The organism is Planctomyces sp. SH-PL62, from assembly GCF_001610895.1.
GTDB lineage: Bacteria > Planctomycetota > Planctomycetia > Isosphaerales > Isosphaeraceae > Paludisphaera.
Genome location: NZ_CP011273.1, coordinates 5,295,847 through 5,311,578 on the forward strand (window position 1 = coordinate 5,295,847; position 15,732 = coordinate 5,311,578).

Consider the following 15,732-nt stretch of genomic DNA (forward strand, 5'->3'; position numbering starts at 1 on the left):
CTATCATTCTCCAAGACCTAGCGCCAGATCCAGGAGGGACGGCGGAACATGCACGAATGGAAGCGATGCCGAGTGTGGCTCGTTCTGCTGGCGCTGGCTTCGGCCGGCTGCCGGGACTCCGCGCCCGTCGAGAGCCTCCCGGGCGTCCGGGCCTCGCTGGACGCCGCCGGCGTACGGCTCAGCCAGATCAAGTCGGAACGCGAGTTGACCGCCGCCGCGACCCGCCAGGCCATGCTCCTCCCCTGGCTCGACCCCGCCGAACGGGACGCGCTGGGGCGCAACGCGGTCCGGTTCCGCGCCGAGGCCCCGGTGATGGTCGCCGTCGCCTCCCCCTCGGAATCGGCCCCCTTCTGGCTCGACGATCAGGGTTTCCGACGCTCAGGCCTGACGATCCACGTCGACGGTCGCCCCTGGGACGTCCGGCGCAAGACGTTCCCCGCCGGCTGGGTCGGCCTTGGCGTCAACGGCCTGGACCGCTCGCCCCAGTCCCATTATGTCGCCTTCGTCCAGGCCGCCCCCGGCCGCGATCCCCTCGACGCCTCCTCGATCGCCCTGGTCCACGACGCGGATTCGCCCTGGAAGGCGGTCCTCGCGAGCGAAGGCGTCAGCGCGACCAACGACGGGCTCCGGCCGATCCGGGAGCTGCCCGCCGAACTCGAGGGCTCGGTCCTCCTCCAGCCCGCGCACGACCGGCGCCACGCGGCCTTGCTGGCCGGCGGACGGGTCTGGAAGACCCACTCCGTCTCGACGAACGTGCCCGACCAGACCGTCATCAGCTTCGGCGAGGATCCGACCCGGCAACTGGTCGTCGGCTGGCGGACCTCCCCGGAAGTCACGTCGAGCGTCGTCCGCATCGCCCCGGCGAAATATCAGACGCCCGAGGACGACCCGACCTCCCCCCCCGACCTCGTCGGCACGCGGACCATCCAGGGCCAGGCCCGCCCCTTGCGGGCCGACGGCCTGCTCAACGACCCCGTCGTGCAGCGGCACGCCGTCGTGATCGACGGCCTGGAGCCGGACACGGTCTACTACTATTCCGTGGGCGACGGCTCGCCGAAGAACTGGGGCCCCTGGCGGACCGTCAAGACCGGCCCCGCCCGGCCCCGTCGGATGGAGTTCCTTTATCTGGGAGACGCCCAGACCGGCTTCGAGTCGTGGGGGAAGCTGCTCACGGCCGCCTACCGACGCCACCCCGGCATGGACTTCATCCTCCTGGCCGGCGACCTCGTCGATCGCGGCAACGAACGGACCAACTGGGACCACTTCTTCCTCCGCGCCGCGGCGATCTTCGATCGCGTGCCGCTGATGCCCGCGGCCGGAAACCATGAGTATCTGGACCGCGGCCCCTGGCTCTACAACTCCGTGTTCCGGCTCCCCCAGGACGGCCCCCCCGACCTGACCCCCGGCCTGGCCTACACCTTCCGGTACGGCGGCGCGTTCTTCGCGGTGCTCGACAGCACCTCGGCCGTCATGAGCGAGACCGAGGCCCGTCGCCAGGCCGATTGGCTCGACCAGGCCCTCGCCGGCTGTCGGGAGGACTGGAAGTTCGTGATCTTCCACCACCCGATCTATCCCTCGCACCCCACCCGCGACAACCCCGTCATCCGCGACGCCTGGGTACCCGTCTTCGACCGCCACCACGTCGACATGGTCCTCCAGGGCCACGACCACGCCTACCTCCGCACCCCGCCGATGCGAAATCATCAGCGGGTCTCGACATCCGAGGAGGGGACCACCTACGTCGTGGCCGTCTCCGGCGACAAGTTCGTCGTCGACCAGCCGCAACGCGAGTACATCGAGTTCGGCCGCACCAGGACCTCCACCTACCAGACCATCGAGATCGACGAGGTCACGCGCCGCCTCACCTACCGCGCGTGGACGATCGCCGGCGAGGTCGCCGATACGTTCGTCATCGAAAAGCCCCTCCCCGACCCCCGTCGCGCCCTGGCGAAGCAGCCCCGCGACGCCGACGTCCAGCAAGTCGCCGGGACCAACGACCCCCCCAGCCCTCGCTGACCTCCCGACCGTGCCGGGGATTGCCAGGCCCCGGCGCGAATCGGACGATTCTCGTCCAAATCAGGCGTTTCCCATTGGACATGAGGCCGCCAAAAGTATCCAATCCATACTGCACAGAGCCCGCAGAGCCCCGAAACCACGCTTCGCGGCTCCTGGGAAAGCGGGTTCGGAATGTCGAGTCGTCAACGACTCGCGGAGGCAGTATGAAAAGGCGCCACTTCGGTCCTGGTACGATCCTCGTCTGGGCGGTCGGGCTGCTCGGCACACCGGCATTTGGTCAACTCGCGCTCCCCGCGCCACCGAGGGCCGCCCTCCTCAACCTCACGCTGACGCCGAACGGCTCGCAAGAACCGCCCGGCGACCGCCTGGTCGCGACGGTGCTCCTTTATCCGGGCACGGACCGGGTCGACCTGGAGGTTCGGGCGATCACGTACCCCGCCATCGCCGATCCCCAGGCCCCCGACGCCCCCCGGAAGCGCCGAGGTACCTGGACGGCCGGGGCGATGAGTTTCGCGACCCAGAAGGCCAGTTCCGATTCGCCTCGTCGGCGGTTCTCGCCGGGGGCGACGGCGTCGTGGAGGTGTCGATCGTCGTCCCACACGCGGCCCTCGACGTCGGCCCCGGGGTCGCCCAGATGTGGTATCTCCTGACGGGCCGGGTCGGCGAGGATCAGGAGTTCTCGGAGTCGTCCGTTGGAGTCTTGCCGCCGGGGCTTCGACTCGAAGCGCCGCCGATCGCGCTCGCCACCCAGACCCCGCTCGGCGCGCTTCCTCCCCTCACTCCCGCCGCCGCCCCCATCGCCCCGGGCGAGCCCCTCCCCTCTCCCCAGGCGCCGAGCAAAACCGCCCCCGCGCCCCAGGCGCCGATGTCGCCCGAGATTTTCGCGGCGGCCCCGGCCCCCCAGGCGCCGGCTTCGCCGTTCCTGGTCCTGCCCAAGCGTTCCATCCTCTTCGCCACGAATCGAACGGTTCGGGCCGCGACGGGCACCCCCTCCGAGCGGTTCGGCGACGACCTCGACGCGACCATCCGTCGCGGCTCCTGCCTGGTGAACATCCCCATCGAGAACCACGTCCAGGGATCGCTGGAACTGCCCCGGTGGTTCAATTGGAACGATCCCACGCGGTTCTTCCTGATCGACGCCACGAACATCCTGGACGACCAGGAATTCCGCGCGATGCTTCGCGGCGGAAATTCGCGGCGGGACGTGCTGATCTACGTCCACGGCTTCAATACGCCCTTCGACTTCGCCGTGATGCGCCTGGCGCAGATCGTCCACGACATCCGCTTCGCGGGCGTCCCCGTGGCCTTCAGCTGGCCGTCGCACGGGTCGGTGTGGGACTACGACCAGGACGAGCAGAACGCCGAGCGGAGCGTGGACGACCTGGCGGCCGTCCTGAAGGAAGCGATCGACGAGCAGGCGGCCCGCCCCGAGGCGCTGCGGGGCAAGGTCCACGTCATCGCCCACAGCCTGGGCAACCGCGTCACGCTGCGGGCGCTCGACGCGCTCGACTCCGAACTCCCCGCCGGAGAACGGCCGTTCGGCCAGCTCATCCTGGCCGCCCCCGACGTCTCGGTCGCGGAGTTCACCCAGCGGCTCCCCGCGGCGCATCGCCGTTCCGATCGGACCTCGCTCTACTTCTGCCCCGACGACAACGCGCTCCTGGCCTCGCAGGCGCGCCACCCCGGCGAGCCCCGAGCGGGCCGAGGCGTGGTCCCCGTCGACGGGCTGGACAACATCGACGCCCGCAAGGCGAACACCTCGTTCCTCGGGCACGGCTACTGGGCCGACGTGAAGCAGCTCTTGATCGACCTCCAGATGCTCATCAACCTCGGCTGGCCGCCGAATCAACGCGTGTTCACCCTCGAATCGGTCGCCGGGCCGCCCCCGTACTGGGGCCTGCGCTGACGTACCGAGGACGCCCGACCCCACCGTCCCGCACGCCCCCGCCGGAGGCTTGCGACGCCCTCGGCGAAGCGGGACGATGGGGACGCCCGGCCCCCTTCGCCGGGCGGTCGCCCGGATCGAGGCTCGCGCAACCAGGAGACGCCCCATGCCGAAGCTCCACCTCGCCCTGTTCGCCGCGCTGGGATTGCTGGCGGCCTCGTCCGTCCGGGCCGAGGCGCCCGCCGACGCCGACGGCTTCACGCCGATCTTCAACGGCAAGGACTTCACCGGCTGGACGCTCCCCGAGGGAGACGGCGGCCACTGGAAGATCGTCGACGGCGTCATCGATTACGACGCCCAGAGCCAGGCCAAGGACGACAAGGAACTCTGGACCGAACGCGAGTTCGGCGACTTCGTCCTGAAGGTCGACTGGCGTCTCAAGGAAGCTCCTTACATCAACAAGGGAATCCCTTACATCCTCCCGGACGGCACCCACGCGAAGGACGTCCACGGCAAGGAATTGAAGTTGGCCCTCCCGGACGCCGATTCCGGCGTCTTCCTCCGGGGCAGCGGTCGCTACCAGGCCAACATCTGGTGCTGGCCGATCGGCTCGGGCGAGATGTACGGCCTGCGGACGGACCCGTCCACCTCCCCCGAACTCCGCGCCGCCGTCACCCCCAGGCACCAGGCCGACAAGCCCGTCGGCGAGTGGAATCACTTCGAGATCACCGTGAAGGGCCAGACCGTGACGACCGCGCTCAACGGCGTCGTCGTCATCGAAGCCGCCACCATCCCCGACCTCCCCGCGAAGGGCCGACTCGCCCTCCAGCACCACGGCGGCAAGAACGCCGCCGGCGAATGGACCGGCCCCCCCAGCCTCGTCCAGTTCAAGAACATCGCGATCAAGGAATTGAAGTAAGTCCGGAAGGATCGGACTCCCAGCGGCCCGGGGAGACGATTTCCGGCGACCGCCGCGTCGCAAGCCGCGCGAAACGTCGTATAGTTAAGCGCGACCGCGGCGCGGATTTGGTGCGCCCTGGTGGCCGCCGCAGGTTGGAATCGAGGGTGTCGGAGGCAGTCGATTCCGGCCGATCGAACCCAATCGAAGCCAACAGCGTCGGGCTCGCAAACTTCTTGCAAGTCGAACTTTAAGCCGATTTTCGACGCGTTCGCGGGACGACGGCCGAAGCCGATCGAACCCAATCCGGCGGCCCGGGCGACGGGGCCGAATTCGTGCGGATTGACAGCGTCGGGCGGGCGTCGGATAGTGAATCCGCGGGGCGGATCGTTCGGTCGAGATCACATCGGAAATTCCGGCGGCCCTGGGCGAGCCAGGCGGGGGAGCGTTTCATGCGTCTGAGACAGGAAGCCCGTCTCGCGGGCGGAGCTTGGCTGGCGTTCTCGACGGCGACGGCCTTGTTGATCTGGCTGGCGACGGGGGGGGCGTCGAGGCTCTCGGCCCAGGAACCGGCCCCGGAAGCCGCCCCCGCGGCTGCGGAAGCGCCGGCCGATCCCGCCGCCGCCCCCGCGGCGACAGCCGAAGAACCCGCGCAGGCCGAAGGGGCCGCCCCCACCCCCGGCGAGGAAGCGACGGCGCCCCCCGCGCCCGAGAACATGCTCCAGTGGGCCATCCGGGCGTCGGGCCCGATCGGCGTCTTCCTCGTCTTCCTGTCGGTCTACTTCACGGCCCTGGTGATCCGCCTGTTCATCGAGTATCGCGTGACCGAGGCCGTGCCGCCGCCGCTCGTGGAGAAGCTGGAGGCGGCGATCCGCGACAAGAAGTTCCAGGAGGCGTACGACCTCTGCCGCGACAACGACTCGTTCCTGGCCCGGCTGGTCCGCACCGGGATCGCCAACCTCCCCAACGGCCGCGCCGAGGCCAAGGAGGCGATGGCCGTCACCTCCGCCGAGATCGTCACCGAGCTGGAGATGAAGATCAGCTACCTGGCCACGATCGGCACCCTCGGCCCCATGATCGGGCTGGTCGGCACGGTCTGGGGCATGATCGAGAGCTTCCGTGAGATCGCCACCGCCGCCGGCGCCCAGCCCCGGCCCGACAAGGTGGCCGCCGGCATCTCGACGGCCCTCTTCATCACCCTGGAAGGGGTCTCCCTGTCGGTCCCGGCGATCTTCTTCTTCGCCTTCTTCCGCAACCGCGTGGCGGCCATGAGCATCGAGGCCAACCGCGTGGCCGACCGCACCATCACCTCGCTGGTGACGGCCGCCAAGACCGCCTCCAAGCCTTCGGCTTGAACCCAACTGAACCGAATCGAGCCGAGCCGAAGCCGAGCCACGGGAGCCGACGCGATGAGCGAGGGAGTCATTTCCAAGGAGAAAGCGGAGCCGAACCTGACTCCGCTGCTGGACATCGTCTTCCAGCTCATCACGTTCTTCATGCTCGTGATCAACTTCGCCAGCGACAACTACGACCAGCGCATCAACCTCCCGGACGCCGGCTCCGCCCGGCCCGTCGAGGACGACGCGAGGATCGCCGAGGACCGCCTGGTGCTCAACGTCGATTCTGACGGCCGCCTCCTCCAGGGCGAGGAAGCCATGGGGATCGACCAGGCCGTCCAGACGATCCGCCATCAGGCCGACCTGGTGAAGCTGGGGCTCAAGGCGTCGGGCGTCAAGTTCGACCCGGCGACCGCCGGGCTCCCCACCACGATCATCCTCCGGGCCGACAAGGAGACGACCTTCGGCTCGGTGCTGGGGATCATCAAGGCCTGCCAGGCCCAGGGCTTCCGCAAGTTCGCCCTCAAAGCCATGATCCGCACTTGATCTCACATATCCATATCCGTGAATTCTTCAAGCGGGGGGAGGCGCCGTGGCACGTCGAGGCGGAGGGATCGAGATGGACGGGCCGGACGTGCCGGTCGCGCCGATGCTCGACATGGCGTTCCAGCTCCTGACCTTCTTCGTCCTGACCTATCGCGCCGCGCCGGTGGAAGGGCAGTTCGTGATGAACCTCCTCCCCGCCCAGCCCGCGACGGCGATGGCCGCGGCCGCCCCGGCCGACCCCGCCGCCTCCAACGAGCTGCCGGCCAGCCTGCGGACCCTCCCCGTCATCCTCCGGGCCGACGACGCGGGCCGACTGGTGCAGGTGAACGTCTCCGACGTCGACGTCTCGAACGACCCGGCCGCGCTGGCGCAGGAGCTCGACCGCCACTTCCAGGACCCGGACGTCCCCTTCGACCAGACCCTCATCAAGGTCGACCCCAACCTCCGCTACGCCGAGCTGATGACGATCATCGACGCCTTCACTAACGCGTTCATCAAGGCGAAGAAGGAGCCGAAACTGAGCTTCGACGAGCTGCGGGGCGACGACGGAGGCTGACCCGCCATGGATCGACCCAGCCCGTTCTTCCGAGGGTCGGAACTCCCCCGGCTGGCCCTGCTCGCCGTCGTGACCCTGGCCGGCTGGGGGGCCGTCTGGTATTTCGCCCGACGCACGCCCCCCCGCCCCCCGAGCCCCCGCTCCGCGCCGGCCCCGCGCCCGCCCCGATCGAGCCCGACCGCTCTATGGTCTTCGAGACCGTGACCGACCGGACCTCGATGTCGTTCCGCGACAACGCCGCCTACGCCTACCTGCTGGAGAAAGCCCGCGAGCGAACCCCGGCCGAGCTGGCGAGCGAGGCCCGCCGCGACGTCTTCCTCACCCACCTCTGGGAGCGTCCCGAGCGGTATCGCGGCGTGCCGGTCCATATCCAGGGCGCGGCGCTCCGGGTGGTCCGGTTCGAGTCCAAGCTGAGCAAGACCGGCTGGCTCTACGAGGCCTGGATCGTCACCCCCGACGCGCGCCGTTATCCTTTCGACTGCGTGTTCGAGGAGCCCCCCGACGGCTTCCCGATCGGCGTCGAGGTCAACGAGCGCGTGGTCTTCAACGGCTACTTCCTCAAGGTGATGAAGTACCAGGCCGCGGACGTCGCCCGGGGCGCGCCGGTGCTCGTCGGCAAGATCGGCTGGGACCGCCGACCCGTCGCGTCCCCGGCCGAAGAGTCGAACCGGATCCTCACCTGGTCGCTGACCATCATCGGCCTGCTGTTCCTGGTCTCGCTCGCCCGCTGGGTTTCCCAGCTCCTCCGCCACCTCGCCTATCCCAGACGGGGCGGCCCCCCCTCGCGGAACGTGTCCGACCAGATCCCGCCGGAAGACCTCCAGGCGTGGCTGGAAACGCAAGGCGAGGACCGGGACGGAACGAATCGGGGACCGTGACGGCCTCGGCCGATTCCCCCCGGGAGGGGTGAAGGCCGGGCCCGATTCACGGACGGGTGATCGGTCCGGCATCGAGGGTCGCATCCTCGATCGTCTCGTCCACGGGCACGAGTTCGTTGCGGCCTCGAAGCAGGCCGACCAGGCCGTCGAACCGCCAGCGGCCGTCCTCCTCGACGAGCCGATGGACGAGGCCGACGCGGTTCGTGGGGCAGATCCAGACCGCGTCCCCCTCCCGCCATGCCTGGAAGTTGGTGCTGATGGATCGGGGGAGCCCCACGATCCCCCCCCCGGCGGCGGGCCGGATCGGGCGGGAGGCGAGGTAGCGCGAGGAGAAGTACGGACGCGCGGCCTCGATCCGCGCCTCGTCCGAAAGGTCCGGCCGGTTGGCGATCGTGATCAGCTCCGAGTACGCCCTCACGGCGCGGCGGACGGGCCGGGTCGCGACGACCTCGAAGGCCAGGGCCCCCAGCAGCGTCGCCACGCCGGCCGCGGCGATCAGGATGTTTCGCGATTTCGGGCTCATGGCTTCACGGTCGAATCGGGGTCAGGGCTTCAGTTGCGACTTCAGCTCGTCGCGAAGTCTGTCGACGATCGAGTCGGCCTTGGCCTGCGTCAGGAGTTGCTGGACGACGTTCTTGACGCCGTGCGGGCCCCATTCCCCCCCCTGCCTCAGGTACGTCCCGGCGGCGTGGCCGATGACGTAGGAGGCCGACGCCGAGGCGACCGCCTGGGTCAGGCCGATCGCCCCGTACCCCAGCGCGGTCAGAGGCGCCGCCAGCCCGCCGGACATCACCGTGAGGCCGGCCATCGACGCCTTGACGCCGCTGCCGACGAGCCGGGTCGCCACCTGCACCAGCCCGGTCGCGCCGAGGGCCACGGTCATGTCGCGGACCAGGCGGATCGCCGCCGGCCGCGTCAGGGCGATGCCGTAGACCTTGCTCAGGGCCAGGATCATCGCCACGTCGACCGCCAGGCCCCCCGCCAGGTCGGCCACCGGGATCGGGTTGAGCGCGACGGCCGCCCCCTTGGCCAGCGAGTAATTCCAGATCAGGCGGCCGGCGGCCTCCTCGCGAATCCGCACCTTGCGCTCGAGGATCTCGGCGTGGAGGTCCCCGGCGGCCAGCAGCGTGTTGAGCGCCACCAGCGCCTTTCCCTCCTGCTCCAGCACGTCCAGGATGCGGATCTTCAGGGGCTCGATCAGGGGGGCGGGCCGCTCCCATTCGATCTGCGACTTCCCGTCCGGGCCGCGGACCTTCACGGCGATCGGGTCGGGCCTGGCGGCGCAGTGGACGACGTCTTCGGGTCGGACGAAGCCCTTGACCCGCTCGTCCTCGATCATGGCGTGGATCGCGTCGCGGTCGGCGTCGGGATAGCGGTCGACCTGATTGAAGACCAGGATGATCGGCTTCTTGTGCCGACGAAGCTCGACCAGGGCGTCGGTCTCGGCTCGCTGCATATCGCCCGAGACGACGAACAGGATCAGGTCGGCGCGGCGGGCGGCGTCGCGGGCCTGGGCCTCTCGGATCTCGCCGCCGACCTCGTCGATCCCCGGCGTGTCGACCAGAATCAGCCGCGCGTCCGCGAACCCGGCGGGCCCGTCGACCCCCTCGACCCACTCCTGCGCGGATCGCCGATCCGTGGTCCCGTGGGTCGCGCCGACCTCGAACAGGTCGCGGCCGAGCAGCGCGTTGAGGACCGACGACTTGCCCCGGCTGACCATCCCGAAGGCGACGATCTCGACCGTCGTCTCGTCGAGTTTTTTGGCCAGCTCGCGGAGCCGCGCCAGCTCCGGGGCCATCGCCCGCTCTTCCTCGGGGGTGAGTTTGAGGGCGTCGAGCGTGGCGTCGAGGCTGTCCCGCGCCCGCTCGACGGCGTCGGGCGGGCGCGCGCCGGCGGGGGCCTTCGCGGCCCGCTCCAGATCGTCGAGCAACGGTCCGAGCGCCTCGGCGGCGTCCCGATCGGGCGTCTCGGGGTCTGAGGGCGTGCTCATCTCAAGATACCCTTCATCGTCTCGTCGTCGGGCCGATCAGCGGGCGTGGCCATCGGGGGCGGTCGCGGGCTTGAGGCGGACCCGGCTCAGGAAGCGGTCGAGCCCCTGGCGGGCGAAGTCCTGGAGGAAGTCGGCCCGGCTGTTGGCCTCGAACTGCCGGAGCACGGCGCCCTCGATCCCGGCCGGCCCCCAGCTCTCGCCGTTTCGAAAGTATTCCGCCAGCGCGCCGCCGGCGATGCGGGCGAGGTACGCCATCGTGACGGCCTGCACCGCGCCCGCCGCCACGAAGGTCGTCGGCGTCCGCTTGAAGACCCCGGCGACCACCGACGAGGCCGCCTCCACCAGCCCCACCTTGAGCATCGCCTGGCCGAGCTGGGCGGCCAGCGCTCGGAGCCGGACCGGGCTGGGGTCCAGGTCGTAGACGCGGGCCAGGTCGGCGATCAGGTCGAGCTGCACCGCCGCCCCCTGGACCAGATTCAGGGCGGGGATCGGGTTGGCGAAGACGGTCGTCGCGGTGACCCACTGGTAATGGTCGATCCGCTCCTCGCACTTCAGCCGCCGCTCCGCGTCGAGCGTGGACTCGGCCTCGCGGCCCAGCGCCTTCGTCTTGAGCAGCAGGTTGGCGATGCGAAGCAGCGGACCCTCGGACGCGAGCACCCGGGCGATCCGCTCGCGGAGGGCCTTGACGTCCGGCTCCTGGACCTCGTAGACCATCTGCGACGAGCCGTCGGCCAGCCGCTCGCGGACGGGCAAGGGCCGGGGGGCGGCGGCCGCCGGCACGACGTCTTCGGCCGACACGACCCCTTCCAGCCGCTCGCGGAGCTTGGCCAGGATCGCCGCCAGGTCCGCCTCGGGGAATCGGTCCTTCTTGTTGAGGACGACGATCGACCGCTTGCCCAGCCGGGCCAGCTCGATCAGGGCGACGTACTCGCGTCGGATCAGGTCGTGATCGACGACGAAGAGGAGCAGGTCGGCCCGTTCGGCCAGCTTCCGGGCCTCCTGCTCGCGCCCGCCGCCCCCGGCCCCGCCTCGGCGATCCCCGGCGTATCGACCAGGCGAAGCACCCCCTCGGCGCCCTGAAGGGTGTAGATGTGATTCTCCCCCTGGCGGGTCGTCCCCATGACCGCGCCGGTCTCGCCGACCTCGCGACCGATCAGGGCGTTGATGAGCGACGTCTTGCCCGCCGAGACGGTCCCGAAGACGACGATATCGAGTTCGCCCGAGGCGGCGAGCCGGCCCTCGTCGAGGCGGACGAGTTCGCCTTGAAGCTCCTCGCGACGGCGGTCGTCGCGGATCCTGGCGATGTACTCGCGGGCCCTGGCGGACTGCTGCTGGGCGGCCTCCGCGAGCGCGACGGGGTCGAGCGGCGACGCCTCCTCGCGATCGTCCCGCGCCTCGCGGCGGCTTCGAACCAGCGCAAGGCCGAGCACGCCGAGCGTCAGGCAGACGGCCAGGCCGAGGCCGATCAGCAACCCGGGACGCCAGTTCCCGAGGCGTTCGCCGCTCGCCGCGACGGCCAGGAAGAGGCCCCCGGCGACGAGCGCTGCGGCGATTGGTGCGAACAGTCGCGGTCGGTTTCGCGGGCTTGGCATACCGTTCGGTTCTCGGGGGGAGAGGCCGACGCCCCGGTTCAAGCCGGACGAGCGGGGACGATGGCGAGGGCCTCTCGACCTGACCCGATTGTGGCGACGGTCGGCCCCGCGTCGCTAGGGCGCAGGGCGGGAATCGGCGAACGACGCTCCAGCGGGCCGCGAACGCCGACGAGGGCGGGCCTCCGGGGGGCGTCCCGCGAGGGGACGCGATCCCGAAGCCCCGCCCTCGGACCTCGTATCGTCGAGGTGGCGGCGGCTCAGCGACGGCTGACGTTCCAGCCGAAGCCGTCCATCATCGCGGCCAGCCGGTTCCGTCGAGGGGCCTGCCCCTGGGACGAGTCCGCGGCGTGATTATGGGTGTGGTTATGGGCGGGTCCGCCGAGGCTCGGAGCCTCATAGGGCTCGTCGTCCGCGTCGGGCATCGCCAGGATCGGGCTCCCCGCCTGCCTCACGTCGGCCTCGGTCATGCGGCTGGGCCGTCCGCTCCGGAACGCGGAGGGGGTGGAGGGCGGGGCGAGCTCAGGGGGCTTGGCCCGAGGGGCGTTCGCCCGGGGTCCCGGAACATCGAACGGGGAGCGGTTCGGATCCTCCTCCGGCACTGCGGGCTCGGTCCGGGGCGAGGGCTCCGTCCGAGACGGCGTCTCCAGGCCCGGCGCCGCGCCGGCTCCGGCGCGGGGATCCATCTCGAACGGGCTGCGTTCGTCCTCGTTGGGAGGGGTCGGCAGGTTCGGCCTGGCCGCATCCGGCTGGTTGGGGGCGCCTTCGGTGCCGGGCGCCCCCGGCTCCTCATCCTCGCCGTACCATTCGGGGGGCTGGAGCGGGATCTGCTGGAACGAGGCCTTCGCGTCCGGAGCCTCGGGGCTCGGCGCGCCCCAGCCGCTGGGGAAGCGACGCCAGAGGGTCGGGTGATACCCGAAATACTGGTCCTTGTAGATGCGGTAGACCGGGTCTTCCTGGTTGCACGGGACCCGCTGCCGCTTGATCGGGTGCAGGGGGAAGAGTCCGGTCTGCTGCGCCTGGGCCGACTCCGAGAGGACCACGCTCGCCGCCATGGCGAGGAGCAGCGGCCCGAGAAGCCTTCTCCATGATTTCGTGTGCATTCCTTGCCTCGATCGATCGGGTTGCACGCTTCGCCTCCGGTACTCCTGGGGGAGGCCGACCCAGCTCGACTACGCCATCACGGCTCTTGCCCTTGGATCGGGTCCCCCCGCCGCGATGCTCCAGATAAAATGGCTAACCGGCGTAGAACTCGGGCTTTGCGCAAATAGCGAAAACTCGGAATTTGCGGCGCGGGGCGGATGCAAGGAAAGCCAGGAGGAATCCCGTGCGAATGATTAAAACGGAGGGAGCATCCGGGCCGATGAAGGGGGTGGCGTCGCGTGGTCCCCGTCGCGTCCCTCATTGCGAGCGAGGCGGTTCGGGCGTTCGTTCGGCCCCGGGCCGATCCTGCGAGTGGGGGTGGAGCATGAGCGAGGAATTTCGGCTGTCGGCCCGGTTGGCGGCGGCGGCGTTGGTCGTCGCGGCTCTGCTGGGCTCCTCGGCCAGGGCGCAGACGGCGGCGGTCTCGGCGGAGCCGATGATCATGTTCGATCCGTCGATGAAGCCGGTCGTCGTGGACCCCCTGGCCGCGCAGATGATGATGGGGACGGCGGTGCCGATGACGAGGGCCCAGGCCGGGCTCGCGGCGGCCACCTCGGCCCAACGGCTGACGGGGATCGGGTCGGGGCGGATCAGCGGGGCTCGTGGGTCGGCCGGTTCCAGGACGGGGTCGGGCCGACGTCCCACGCTGGGGGCGCCCGGTGGGCAGGCCTCGAGTTTCTTCAACCGGTACGGCCGGGGGACGGCCACCAACGTCTCCGCCCCGGTCAGCCAGGCGACGACCCGGAATTACTACAATCGCCCGGCCGGTTTTTTCCCCGAAGGCCTCCGATAACCGGGAATCGCCCGGTTTCGATTTGAGCGGACGGGGGATCGTGCCGATTTTAAGACGTATCAAGACCAAACGCGGGGAACGCGGGTCTGGGTCCGGGGCGCAAGCCGCCGATCCTTGTCGAGAGTCAGAAATTGGGATCCGGCGAGCGGGATATGTCGCGAAGGATCGCGGCGGCCGCTCGATGCAGGAGAAGGGATCTCTGCCGAGCCGGTCTCGGAATGCCGGGAGGAGAAGGCATGGAAAGCTCAGGGAGTATCCGCCGGGCCGGCTGGCTGGTCATCTTGCTGGCCGCCTGCGGCGCGATCGGCTGCCAGACGGTCAAGACGCCCGAAGAGGCGATCGCCAATAGCAACATCCCGACCGAATTCAAGAAGGTCTCGATGCCCGACTACGTGGTCGAGCCCCCCGACCTGATCCTCGTCGAGGTGCTGGAGGCCCTGGAAGGCCGGCCGATCTCCGGCGAGCGCCTGGTCCGCCCGGACGGCAAGATCACGCTGGGCTTCTACGGCGAAGTCTACGTCGCCGGGCTCACCATCCCGGAGGTCAAGGAGAAGATCGTCCTTCACCTGCGGAAGTACCTCAGCGACGAGCTTCTCGGCCTGTTCGAGGAAGACCCCAAGACGGGCAAGCCGATCCCGATCGACCCCAAGGACACCGACCGGGTCTTCGTGGACGTCACCGCATACAACAGCAAGAACTACTACGTCCTGGGCGACGTCGGGGCCCCCGGCAAGCTCCCCATCACGGGGAACGAGACGGTGCTGGACGCGATCCAGTACGCCGGCGGCCTGCTCCCCACGGCCGCGCCGCAGAACATCCGGCTGGTCCGCCCCGCCCCGGCGGGGGCCTGCTGCGAGCAGCTCCTGCCGGTGAACCTGGCGGCGATCACCAGCGGCGGCGACCCCGCCACCAACTATCAGCTCATGCCCGGCGACCGGCTCGTCGTCTATCGAGACCCGATCGTCAGGACCACGATCTTCCTGGACCGCGTCGTCGCTCCCTTCCAGACGGTGCTCCAGTCGATCCTCCAGAGCAGCTTCACCATCCGATCGGTGCAGTTCGCCTCCCAGGGCACGGGCGGGTTGGGAGGGGCGGGCGGAGCCGCCGCCACGCAGCCGTCCCTGCTGACCCAGCCGGGCGCCCGCTGACCGCCTGATCGGCCCCAGCCGACCACACGGACCGACCCCGACGCATGGACCGATCCGACCGCGGGCCCCTCGCCCGACGTCGGATCGGTCCGCGTCGCTTCTCCCCGGCCGCCCGCCTCGGCGATGCGCAAGCGGGGTTGACCGGGCGCGAGGGCCGACCCAAGATGACGAACGAGCCTTCCGATCCGAATCGAAGGGGTGACGACTTGATCCCGATCCAGCCCACGGACGCGCGAACCGACCCCGACCCGACCCCGACGCGTCGCGGCTGGACTTTGCGGCGAACGGCGAGGGTCCTGGTCCTGGCGAGCTTGCTGGGCGTGGCCGCCTTCGCGTTCAGGCCGTATTACAGCCAGAATCTCGGCGTCGTCGATCCCGGTCGGGCCTATCGCTCCGCCCAGCCGACCTCGCGGCTCGACGCGATGATCCGGGAGCATGGGCTCGCGACCGTCCTGAACCTGCGCGGGGGGGACGCGGACGACCCCTGGTACGTCAACGAGGTTCGCGCCACGGAGGAAGCCGGCGTCGACTTCTACGACCTGCCGCTGAGCGCGGTCCGGCGGCCGAGGCGTCGCGAGCTGCTGCTGCTGATCGACGTGATCACGACCTGCCGCCTCCCCGTCCTCTTTCACTGCCGGGCCGGGGCCGATCGCACCGGGCTGGCGACCGTCGTCTACAACCTGATGATCGCCGGCCAGCCGCCCGAGGCCGCGATGGCCGGCTTCACGCTCTACCACAACCACGTGCCGCTTTTCGGGCCGGAACGGCTGCACGAGCCGATCAACGAGTACTCCGCCTGGCTGTCGGAACAGGGGCTGGCCCACACGCCCGAGCGGTTCCGGACCTGGGTCCGCGACGACTATCGCGCCGACGACCCGTCGGTCGACCCCCGACCGCTCGCCGTCGGGCCGCGAGTCCGCCAGTGATTCGGACTCACGGCCGGACGGTGCGGA

General features: G+C 70.1%; 16 protein-coding genes. 10 read left to right on the top strand and 6 right to left on the bottom strand.

What is annotated here, in order from left to right:
- The first annotated feature begins 48 nt into the window (after nt 1-48).
- The 8 genes from VT85_RS20505 to VT85_RS20540 all read left to right on the top strand — a co-directional run bounded on the left by VT85_RS20505 (nt 49) and on the right by VT85_RS20540 (nt 8,116).
- Nucleotides 49-2,016 (top strand): purple acid phosphatase family protein, encoded by a 1,968-nt coding sequence (locus VT85_RS20505; RefSeq protein WP_082858771.1) that lies wholly within the window; start codon nt 49-51, stop codon nt 2,014-2,016.
- Between the two features lie 574 nt (nt 2,017-2,590).
- Nucleotides 2,591-3,922 (top strand): alpha/beta fold hydrolase, encoded by a 1,332-nt coding sequence (locus VT85_RS20515; protein WP_156512978.1) that lies wholly within the window; start codon nt 2,591-2,593, stop codon nt 3,920-3,922.
- A gap of 145 nt (nt 3,923-4,067) precedes the next feature.
- Nucleotides 4,068-4,820: a DUF1080 domain-containing protein gene (locus VT85_RS20520; RefSeq protein ID WP_068419573.1), complete on the top strand. Its 753-nt coding sequence runs from the start codon at nt 4,068-4,070 to the stop codon at nt 4,818-4,820.
- A gap of 431 nt (nt 4,821-5,251) precedes the next feature.
- Complete coding sequence (locus VT85_RS20525) at nt 5,252-6,154, top strand: MotA/TolQ/ExbB proton channel family protein (protein ID WP_068419575.1); 903 nt, start codon at nt 5,252-5,254, stop codon at nt 6,152-6,154.
- Between the two features lie 54 nt (nt 6,155-6,208).
- Complete coding sequence (locus tag VT85_RS20530; protein ID WP_068419577.1) at nt 6,209-6,682, top strand: ExbD/TolR family protein; 474 nt, start codon at nt 6,209-6,211, stop codon at nt 6,680-6,682.
- 46 nt (nt 6,683-6,728) lie between these two features.
- Nucleotides 6,729-7,238, top strand: a complete 510-nt coding sequence (locus tag VT85_RS20535; RefSeq protein WP_197490905.1) for an ExbD/TolR family protein — start codon at nt 6,729-6,731, stop codon at nt 7,236-7,238.
- 6 nt (nt 7,239-7,244) lie between these two features.
- Nucleotides 7,245-7,442, top strand: coding sequence for a hypothetical protein (locus VT85_RS27845; protein ID WP_156512979.1), 198 nt, complete (start codon nt 7,245-7,247; stop codon nt 7,440-7,442).
- Nucleotides 7,424-8,116, top strand: coding sequence for a hypothetical protein (locus VT85_RS20540; RefSeq protein ID WP_068419581.1), 693 nt, complete (start codon nt 7,424-7,426; stop codon nt 8,114-8,116). The genes VT85_RS27845 and VT85_RS20540 overlap by 19 nt, the downstream gene beginning before the upstream one ends.
- 46 nt (nt 8,117-8,162) lie before the next feature.
- Here VT85_RS20540 and VT85_RS20545 read toward each other — a convergent pair whose 3' ends face one another.
- The 6 genes from VT85_RS20545 to VT85_RS27860 all read right to left on the bottom strand — a co-directional run bounded on the left by VT85_RS20545 (nt 8,163) and on the right by VT85_RS27860 (nt 13,546).
- A complete protein-coding gene (locus tag VT85_RS20545) occupies nt 8,163-8,639 on the bottom strand; it encodes a hypothetical protein (protein WP_068419582.1) in 477 nt (158 codons plus the stop codon).
- A gap of 21 nt (nt 8,640-8,660) precedes the next feature.
- Entirely contained in the window at nt 8,661-10,106 is a 1,446-nt protein-coding gene (locus VT85_RS20550; protein WP_068419584.1) for a YcjF family protein, read from the bottom strand.
- Between the two features lie 36 nt (nt 10,107-10,142).
- Nucleotides 10,143-10,904, bottom strand: coding sequence for a YcjF family protein (locus VT85_RS27850; protein WP_156512980.1), 762 nt, complete (start codon nt 10,902-10,904; stop codon nt 10,143-10,145).
- Nucleotides 10,905-11,044: 140 nt separating this feature from the next.
- Entirely contained in the window at nt 11,045-11,698 is a 654-nt protein-coding gene (locus VT85_RS27855; protein WP_156512981.1) for a GTPase, read from the bottom strand.
- Between the two features lie 257 nt (nt 11,699-11,955).
- Complete coding sequence (locus tag VT85_RS20560; protein ID WP_156512982.1) at nt 11,956-12,798, bottom strand: hypothetical protein; 843 nt, start codon at nt 12,796-12,798, stop codon at nt 11,956-11,958.
- Nucleotides 12,799-13,096: 298 nt separating this feature from the next.
- Entirely contained in the window at nt 13,097-13,546 is a 450-nt protein-coding gene (locus VT85_RS27860) for a hypothetical protein (RefSeq protein WP_156512983.1), read from the bottom strand.
- A gap of 321 nt (nt 13,547-13,867) precedes the next feature.
- Between VT85_RS27860 and VT85_RS20575 the strand changes: the two genes are divergently transcribed.
- Together VT85_RS20575 and VT85_RS20580 are read left to right on the top strand one after the other, a co-directional pair.
- Entirely contained in the window at nt 13,868-14,779 is a 912-nt protein-coding gene (locus VT85_RS20575; RefSeq protein ID WP_082858772.1) for a polysaccharide biosynthesis/export family protein, read from the top strand.
- 206 nt (nt 14,780-14,985) lie between these two features.
- Complete coding sequence (locus VT85_RS20580; RefSeq protein WP_197490906.1) at nt 14,986-15,705, top strand: tyrosine-protein phosphatase; 720 nt, start codon at nt 14,986-14,988, stop codon at nt 15,703-15,705.
- The last annotated feature ends 27 nt before the right edge of the window (nt 15,706-15,732 follow it).

Bases quoted from the DNA above. Each gene is read 5' to 3' on its own strand.
- VT85_RS20505 (WP_082858771.1), top strand. From the start codon at position 49: ATGCACGAATGGAAGCGATGCCGAGTGTGGCTCGTTCTGCTGGCGCTG.
- VT85_RS20540 (WP_068419581.1), top strand. From the start codon at position 7,424: ATGGTCTTCGAGACCGTGACCGACCGGACCTCGATGTCGTTCCGCGAC.
- VT85_RS27845 (WP_156512979.1), top strand. From the start codon at position 7,245: ATGGATCGACCCAGCCCGTTCTTCCGAGGGTCGGAACTCCCCCGGCTG.
- VT85_RS20520 (WP_068419573.1), top strand. From the start codon at position 4,068: ATGCCGAAGCTCCACCTCGCCCTGTTCGCCGCGCTGGGATTGCTGGCG.
- VT85_RS20575 (WP_082858772.1), top strand. From the start codon at position 13,868: ATGGAAAGCTCAGGGAGTATCCGCCGGGCCGGCTGGCTGGTCATCTTG.
- VT85_RS20530 (WP_068419577.1), top strand. From the start codon at position 6,209: ATGAGCGAGGGAGTCATTTCCAAGGAGAAAGCGGAGCCGAACCTGACT.
- VT85_RS20545 (WP_068419582.1), bottom strand. From the start codon at position 8,639: ATGAGCCCGAAATCGCGAAACATCCTGATCGCCGCGGCCGGCGTGGCG.
- VT85_RS27855 (WP_156512981.1), bottom strand. From the start codon at position 11,698: ATGCCAAGCCCGCGAAACCGACCGCGACTGTTCGCACCAATCGCCGCA.
- VT85_RS20525 (WP_068419575.1), top strand. From the start codon at position 5,252: ATGCGTCTGAGACAGGAAGCCCGTCTCGCGGGCGGAGCTTGGCTGGCG.
- VT85_RS20550 (WP_068419584.1), bottom strand. From the start codon at position 10,106: ATGAGCACGCCCTCAGACCCCGAGACGCCCGATCGGGACGCCGCCGAG.
- VT85_RS20560 (WP_156512982.1), bottom strand. From the start codon at position 12,798: ATGCACACGAAATCATGGAGAAGGCTTCTCGGGCCGCTGCTCCTCGCC.